The organism is Phycicoccus sp. CSK15P-2 (assembly GCF_016888005.1).
GTDB lineage: Bacteria > Actinomycetota > Actinomycetes > Actinomycetales > Dermatophilaceae > Phycicoccus.
Window position 1 is genome coordinate 23,488 of the sequence record NZ_JAFDVE010000007.1, and the last position, 7,223, is coordinate 30,710.

The following is a 7,223-nucleotide window of genomic DNA, read 5'->3' on the forward strand; positions in this document are numbered from 1 at the left end:
ATGGCGGGCGCCCCGAGCACCACGGATGCCGCCGAGGTCCAGGAGGTCGACCTCGCCATCACCGGGATGACCTGCGCCTCCTGCTCGGCCCGGGTCGAGCGTCAGCTCGACCGGATGGACGGCGTCGACGCCGTCGTCAACCTCGCCACCGAGCGGGCGACCGTCCGCTGGACCGGCCCGGTGACGGTCGAGGACCTCCTCGAGACCGTCCGGCACACCGGCTACGGCGCCGAGGTCGTCGGCGGGTCCGCGGCCGAGCCCGCCCGGACCGGCAGCGACCCCGAGGGACCGAGCGATGCGCCGGCCGGCGACGCCGGGCCACCGGAGCAGCCCGCCGCGGAGGTCGGGAGCCACCAGGTGGCTCACCAGGAGGACCTGCGCCGCCGGGCCGTCGTCGCCGCCGCGCTCACCGCACCCGTCGTCGTCCTCGCCATGGTGCCCGGTGCGGACATCCCGGCCGAGCCGTGGGTCCAGCTCCTCCTCTCGACACCGGTCGTCGCGTGGGCCGGGCAGCCCTTCCACCGGGCGGCCGTCCTCGCCGCGCGGCACGGCGCCTCGACGATGGACACCCTCGTCTCGATCGGCGTGCTCGCGAGCTACCTCTGGTCGCTCGTGACGGTCGTCTCCGGGGCGGCCGCGGACGGCGGGCACCTGTGGTTCGAGACCGCCACCGTCGTGACGACGTTCCTGCTCGTCGGCCGCTGGCTCGAGGCCCGGGCCACCGACCGCACCCGGGACGCGCTGCGCGGCCTGCTCGAGCTCGCGCCCACGGAGGCCTCGGTCCTCGGCACCGACACCGAGTCGGGCGCCACGGTCGAACGGCGCGTTCCGGCGTCCGAGATCGGCGTCGGCCAGCGCTTCGTCGTCCGTCCCGGCGAGAAGGTGGCCACCGACGGGGTCGTCCGCGACGGCCGGAGCGCCCTGGACACCTCGCTCGTCACCGGGGAGTCCCAGCCGGTCGAGGTGTCCCCGGGCACCGAGGTCACCGGCGGCACGGTGAACACCACCGGCCGGCTCGTCGTCGAGGCCACCCGGGTCGGCGCCGACACCACGCTCGCCGGCATCACCCGGCTCGTCGAGCGCGCCCAGACCCGCAAGGCTCCCGTCCAGCGCCTGGCCGACCGCGTCTCCGCCGTCTTCGTGCCGGTCGTGCTCGTCATCGCGGCGGCCACGTTCGCGGTGTGGTGGATCGTCTCCGGGGAGCCTGCCCGCGCGCTCGAGGTAGCGGTCTCGGTGCTCGTCATCGCGTGCCCGTGCGCGCTCGGCCTCGCGACGCCCACCGCACTGCTCGTCGGCACCGGGCGGGGCGCCCGGCTCGGCATCCTCATCAAGGGCGCCGACGTCCTCGAGGACACCCGGAGGGTGAACACGATGGTCCTCGACAAGACGGGCACCGTGACGACCGGCCGGATGTCCCTCGTCGAGGTCCGCACCGCCGGGCGTCTCCCCAAGGACCAGGCGCTGCGCGCGGCCGCGGCGGTCGAGCACGGCAGCGAGCACCCCGTGGCCCGTGCGGTCACCGAGGCCGCCACCGCCCGGGCACTGGACGTCCCGACCGCCACCGACTTCGAGGCGCTGCCGGGGTCCGGGGCGAAGGCGCGGATCAAGGGCACCGAGGTCACCGTCGGGCGCGCCGAGCTGTTCCAGGACCTCCCCCGCGAGCTGGCCCGCCCGGGCGCCGAGGGGACGACCGTGTGGGTCGGCTGGGGCGGACGTGCGCACGCGGCCCTGACCGTCGCCGACACCGTGCGCCGCAGCTCGGGGCGTGCCGTCCGCGAGCTCACCGACGACGGGCTCGTCGTCTACCTGCTCACCGGCGACCACGACCGGGCCGCCCTCGCCGTGGCACGGGACGTCGACATCCACGCCGGCCGGGTCATCGCCGACGTCCGCCCGGAGGACAAGTACGCCGTCATCGCCGACCTCCAGGAGCGCGGCCGGGTCGTCGCCATGGTCGGCGACGGGGTCAACGACGCCGCGGCGCTCGCCCAGGCCGACCTCGGTATCGCGATGGGCAGCGGCACGGACGTCGCGGCCGACGCCGCCGACATCGTGCTCATGCGCTCCGAGCTGCCGGCGGTCGTCGACGCCATGATGCTGTCGCGGGCGACGCTGCGCACGATCCGGCAGAACCTCGTGTGGGCGTTCGGCTACAACGTGGCCGCCATCCCCCTCGCCGTGGCGGGGATGCTCAGCCCGATGGTCGCGGGCGCCGCGATGGCGCTGTCGAGCGTCCTCGTCGTGACGAACAGCCTGCGGCTACGTCGTTGGCGTCCCGAGGCCTGAGCGGGCGGACCCGGCCCGGACCGACCCCCCGCCGGACCGCATCGCTCAGACGACGACCTCGCCCTGGGGGGTGTCGAAGGTGACGGACATCAGGCCCGGCGTGCCGTGCGGCATGACGAACGAGAAGGCGATGACGCTCGAGGTGTAGTCGGCAGGCAGACCGAGCCACTCGCGGACCCGGTCGGGGTCACCGGCGATGGTGAGCGACTCGATGGTGACCTCGGTGTCGGCTTCCTCGGAGGGGTGGGGGACGCCGTCCTCCCAGGTGATGAAGAAGGGCAGCTGCGGGTCGGCCTGGAGGCCCTTGATGCCGATCTGCCTCCAGCGGAGCTCGACGCCGTCGGGGCGGTGCCGGTTGCCGGGCACGGCCTCGCGCCCGAGTCGGGTCTCCTGCTCGGCGATGTCGTCGACCTGGACGACCCAGCCCAGCCAGCCACCGCCGGCCTCGGACCGGGCGCGGACGACCTGGCCGAACGGCGCCTTGTCGGCGGCCGGGTGCTCGAGCACCTCGACGACCTCGACGTAGCGCTCGTGCGCCAGCGGAAGAATGACGTTGCGTGTCCCGAAGCGCGGGTGGACACCACCGTCGACGGGCCGCACCCCGATCAGCTTCGCGAGGCGCTCGGCGGTCGCGTGGACGCCGTCGTGCTCGGCGGCGTAGACGACGTGGTCAACTCGCATGCCGTTCATGGTCGCATACGCCGGAGGGTGCTCCGGACACCGGTCCCGAGGGGCAGCGACCGCCGCCGCCACCCCCTGTCACAGCCGTCCCAGAGGCCTCACGACGACCGTTGCCGGACCGCCTCGTACACGACGACACCCGCCGAGACGCCCGCGTTCAGCGAGTTGACGGCACCGGCCATCGGGATGCGGACGCGCACGTCGGCGGCCCCCAGCGCGGCGTCCGTCAGCCCGGTCTGCTCGGCCCCGACGGCGATGGCGACCGGCCCTCGGTAGTCGGCCGCGGTGTGCAGGGTGTCGGTGTCCGGGGTCGTCGCGACGAGCCCGATCCCGTGCCGCCGCAGCCAGCCGAGGGTGTCCTCCAGCGAGGCCGCCGCGACGGGCACCGAGAAGACCGTGCCCTTGCTCGCGCGGACGACGTTGGGGTTGCCCCAGTCCGTCACCGGGTCGGCCGCGACGACGGCGTCGACCCCGGCGGCGTCCGCCGTGCGGAGCACCGACCCGAGGTTGCCGGGCTTCTCCAGGCCCTCGACGACGACGACGAGCGGCTCGGCCGGCAGGTCGAGGTGGTCCAGCGGGACGCCCGCCACCGGCACCACGGCGAGGAAGCCGTCCGGCCCCTCGCGGTACGCGACCTTCTCGAACGCGGCACGTGCACACCGGACGGTCTCGGCCCCGAGGGCCCGGGCGTCGTCGACGAGCGCCCTCCGCTCCTCGATGTCGCCCATGAGCTCGGGGCAGTGCAGGAGGGTGCGCGGCACCACGCCCGCCTCCATCGCGAGCCGCAGCTCGTCGTAGCCGTCGACGACGGTCAGCCCCTGGTCCTCGCGCACCCGCCGCCGGCGCAGTGCCGCGACCGCCTTGAGTCGGGGGTTCGTCGGGGACGTGACGTACGGCTCGGCCATGGCGGGCCCAGCATCCCACGTCCGCCGCGCGGACTCGGCCGGGCCGCGCCGCTGCAGACCGCCGCCGTGCGGTAGAAAGGGCCGATGACCAGCACCGATGCCGAGGAGCCCCCGCAGGGGCGCGCGCGCCGCCTGGCCCGCGCCGCGGTCTACGCGGTGGTCACCGCACTCGTGCTCTTCGGCGTGGGCTTCCTCGTCCGGAGCCGGTGGGACCCGCTCATCGCGCTGGACGACGCGGTCATCGACGCCCTCACATCCGTGACCCGTGCGCACCCTGCCTTCCTGGACGCCCTGATCTTCTGGCAGGAGGCGAGCCAGCCGTTCCTGCTGCACGTGCTCGGGACGCTGCTCTGCCTCTGGGTGTGGCTCGGACGCGGGATGCGGACCCGCGCGTGGTGGGCGTTCGCGACGCTCATGGTCTCGTGGGCGGTCGGGCTCGGAGCCAAGTACGTCTTCCAGCGCGCCCGGCCCGTCGTCGAGGACCCTGTCTCCGAGGCACCCGGCTACTCGTTCCCGTCCGGGCACGCGCTGAACTCCGCCGCGTGGACGACGACCGTCGTCATCCTCCTGTGGCCCGTCGTGCGCAGCCGCGCCGCCCCGGGGCTCATGGTCGGCCTCGGCGTGGTCTTCGTCGTGCTGACCGCCCTCGACCGGAACTTCCTCGGCGTCCACTACCCGAGCGACGTCACCGTCGGCGTCCTCACCGGCGTCGGCCTCGTCCTCGCCTCCTACGCGGGGTACACCGGCTGGAACCCGCGCCGCCATCGGCCCGCGCCCGACCCCGACCTGGACGCGGTCGGCGCGTCCGAGCCTGCCGCCCCGGAGGAGCGCTGATGTCCTACCTCACCCGCTGGGACGACGACACGTCACGGCCCACCGTCGGGCAGGCGCTGCGGGACGTCGTCGTGCGCGCCGTCCTGCCGGCCCTGCCGCTGTTCGGCGTCGTCGTCGCGATCGGCCTGGTCATCGTCGGGCCGCTGCGCGGCCTGGACGTCGAGAACGACCTCAACTGGTGGCTCCAGGAGCACCGCACCCCGACGGGTGAGGCCGTCACCCTCGTGATGTCGTCGATCGGCAACACCGAGTACGTCATCGGGGTCGCCGTACTCGTCGCGCTCGTCGTGCTGTGGCGCACGCGGCAGTGGTGGTACGCGGTCGTCCCACTCGTCTCGATCTCGCTGCAGGCGACCGTGTTCGTCATCGCGGCGTGGGTCGTGGGGCGGGACCGGCCCAACGTCGAGCGGCTCGACCCCACGCCCCCGACCTCGAGCTTCCCGAGCGGACACGTCGGGGCGTCAACCGCGCTCTACGTCGCGTTCGCCCTGATGAGCACCCGTATCCGGCACGTGGTGGCCCGACGGGTGTTGCTCGTCCTGTGCGTCCTCGCGCCGCTGCTCGTGACGTTCGCCCGCCTCTACCGTGGCGCCCACCACCTGACCGACGTGCTCGTCGGCGTGCTCAACGGCGCCGTGTGCGCGCTGCTCGCCTGGGGCTACCTGCGGCGCAACCCGTCCTGACCGCCGTGGGTCGCGGTCAGAGCCGGGCGTACCGGGCCCGGGCGAACGAGTACACGCCGTAGGCGGCGATCCCCACGGCGACGACGGTGAGGACGAGCGGCCCCGCGGTCATGTCCTTGAGGGACTTCAGGGCGCCGTCGAGACCCTTGGCCTCGTCGGCGTCGGCCTGCCACGCGGCGACGAGGAAGAAGAAGCCGACGACGAGGAGCGCGACGCCCTTGGCGACGTAGCCCGCCCGGCCCGCGTACACGGCCCACGTGCCCGGGTGCTCGCGGAGGTCCTCGAGGAACTTCTTCGCCCAGCCCTTGTAGACGTGGTAGCCGGCGATGCCGAGGACGACGAGCCCGACGATCCCGACGAGCACCTGCCCGGCCGGGCTGCCCATGAGCACCTGCGTCACGTCGTCGGTCTGCTTCTCGCCGTCGCTCGACGAGCCGAGCGCGACGATCCGGAAGGTCGTCACGGCGAAGAAGGCGTACGCCACGCCCTTGGCGACGAGCTTGACCCGGTCGCTCGTGTCGTCGTTCCGGAGCGCCCCCTCGGTGACGTTCCACACGCTGAGCAGCGCGAAGCCCGCGACCCCGACCCAGAGCAGCACGGCGCCGGTGGCACTGCCCGCGAGGGTCTGCAGCGCGCCGGTGGAGTCGGCGTTCTCACCGCCTCCGCCGCCCCAGGCCACCTTGAGGGCGAGCCAGCCGATGAGCAGGTGCATGAGCCCGACGACGGCGAACCCGACCCTGGCCCCCCACTCGACGACGGGGTTGTCGTTGGTCCCGCGGGTGGCGTGCTCGACGTCGGCGCTCATCATGGAGACACACCCTGCCACCTGCGAGGATGCGCCGTCGGGATTCGTGACGTCCTAGTTCGGCAGCAGTGAGCCCAGCACGGCCACGAGACCGTGGTCGTCGACGTGGCCGGTGACCTCGTCCGCCACGGCCTGCACGACGTCGGGCGCGTTGCCCATGGCCACCCCGCGGGCCGCCCAGCGGAGCATCTCGAGGTCGTTGCGCTGGTCGCCGACGGCGAGCGTGGCCCCGGGCTCGAGCCCCAGCCGGCGCCGCACCCCCTCGAGCGCGGCGGCCTTCGAGACACCCTCGGGAGTGATGTCGAGCCAGGCGCTCCAGCCGACCGCGTACTCGACCCCGTGCAGGCCGATCCGCTCGACGCCGGCGAGGAAGTCCTCGTCGGTCCCTTCGGGGTCGCGGATGGTCAGGCGGGTGACCGGGTGGGCCATGAGCTCGGCGAACGGGACGACCCGGGGCGTGCCGTCGAGCTCGCCGTCGGGGAACGGCGCGGACACCTTGAACCCGACACCGAGCTCCTCGACCGCGACGAGGGCCGTCGGGAACTCCTCGCGCAGGGCACGCAGCGCCGGTGCGGGGTCGAAGGTCACGGCCTCGAGCACCTCGTACCCGCCCTCGAGCGACGGGTCGAGGCGCAGGGTGATCGCCCCGTTGGCGCACACCGCGTAGCCGGTCGTCAGGCCGAGCGCGTCGAGCACCGGCAGGGTGCCGACGACGCCGCGGCCGGTGGCGAGGGTGACGTGGTGGCCGGCGTCCCGGACGGCGACGACGGCCTCGCGCACCGGCTCGTGGAGCCGGCCGTCGTGGTCGACCGTCGTGCCGTCGATGTCGAGGCACACGAGATATGGAGATGTCATCGGCTCCCACGCTACCGACGCCGGATGAACGCCCGGTGACGGCATCCACGGGCGCGGGGCAGGCATCAGGCGACTTTCAGGCGGGAACCTCCGGTGGGGGGGGCCCCCCCGCGGGGGGGGCCCCCCGAGGGTGAGGGACCCCCCGGACAAAGTGGTGGGGGGGGGCGGGGGGGG

The 7,223-nt window shown here is 74.1% G+C and carries 7 protein-coding genes; 3 read left to right on the plus strand and 4 right to left on the minus strand.

Features of this window, described 5'->3' with window-relative positions; all coding sequences use genetic code 11:
- Positions 1 to 2,286, plus strand: a complete 2,286-nt coding sequence (locus JQN72_RS03955) for a cation-translocating P-type ATPase (RefSeq protein WP_204133866.1) — start codon at positions 1 to 3, stop codon at positions 2,284 to 2,286.
- Between the two features lie 45 nt (positions 2,287 to 2,331).
- Here JQN72_RS03955 and JQN72_RS03960 read toward each other — a convergent pair whose 3' ends face one another.
- On the minus strand, positions 2,332 to 2,967 hold the full coding sequence (locus JQN72_RS03960; RefSeq protein ID WP_204133867.1) for a VOC family protein: 636 nt from the start codon (positions 2,965 to 2,967) through the stop codon (positions 2,332 to 2,334).
- A gap of 98 nt (positions 2,968 to 3,065) precedes the next feature.
- Positions 3,066 to 3,872, minus strand: a complete 807-nt coding sequence (locus JQN72_RS03965) for a TrmH family RNA methyltransferase (RefSeq protein WP_204133868.1) — start codon at positions 3,870 to 3,872, stop codon at positions 3,066 to 3,068.
- Positions 3,873 to 3,956: 84 nt separating this feature from the next.
- Between JQN72_RS03965 and JQN72_RS03970 the strand changes: the two genes are divergently transcribed.
- Positions 3,957 to 4,706: a phosphatase PAP2 family protein gene (locus JQN72_RS03970; protein ID WP_204133869.1), complete on the plus strand. Its 750-nt coding sequence runs from the start codon at positions 3,957 to 3,959 to the stop codon at positions 4,704 to 4,706.
- A complete protein-coding gene (locus JQN72_RS03975) occupies positions 4,706 to 5,389 on the plus strand; it encodes a phosphatase PAP2 family protein (protein WP_204133870.1) in 684 nt (227 codons plus the stop codon). Before JQN72_RS03970 ends, JQN72_RS03975 begins: the two co-directional genes overlap by 1 nt.
- Before the next feature lie 16 nt (positions 5,390 to 5,405).
- Here the strand turns inward: JQN72_RS03975 and JQN72_RS03980 are convergent, their stop codons facing one another.
- Positions 5,406 to 6,194 (minus strand): DUF1206 domain-containing protein, encoded by a 789-nt coding sequence (locus JQN72_RS03980; protein WP_239100086.1) that lies wholly within the window; start codon positions 6,192 to 6,194, stop codon positions 5,406 to 5,408.
- Between the two features lie 54 nt (positions 6,195 to 6,248).
- Positions 6,249 to 7,049 carry an HAD family hydrolase gene (locus JQN72_RS03985; protein WP_204133872.1) on the minus strand — a complete coding sequence of 267 codons (801 nt, stop codon included), beginning with the start codon at positions 7,047 to 7,049 and terminating at the stop codon, positions 6,249 to 6,251.
- Positions 7,050 to 7,223 lie beyond the last annotated feature (174 nt).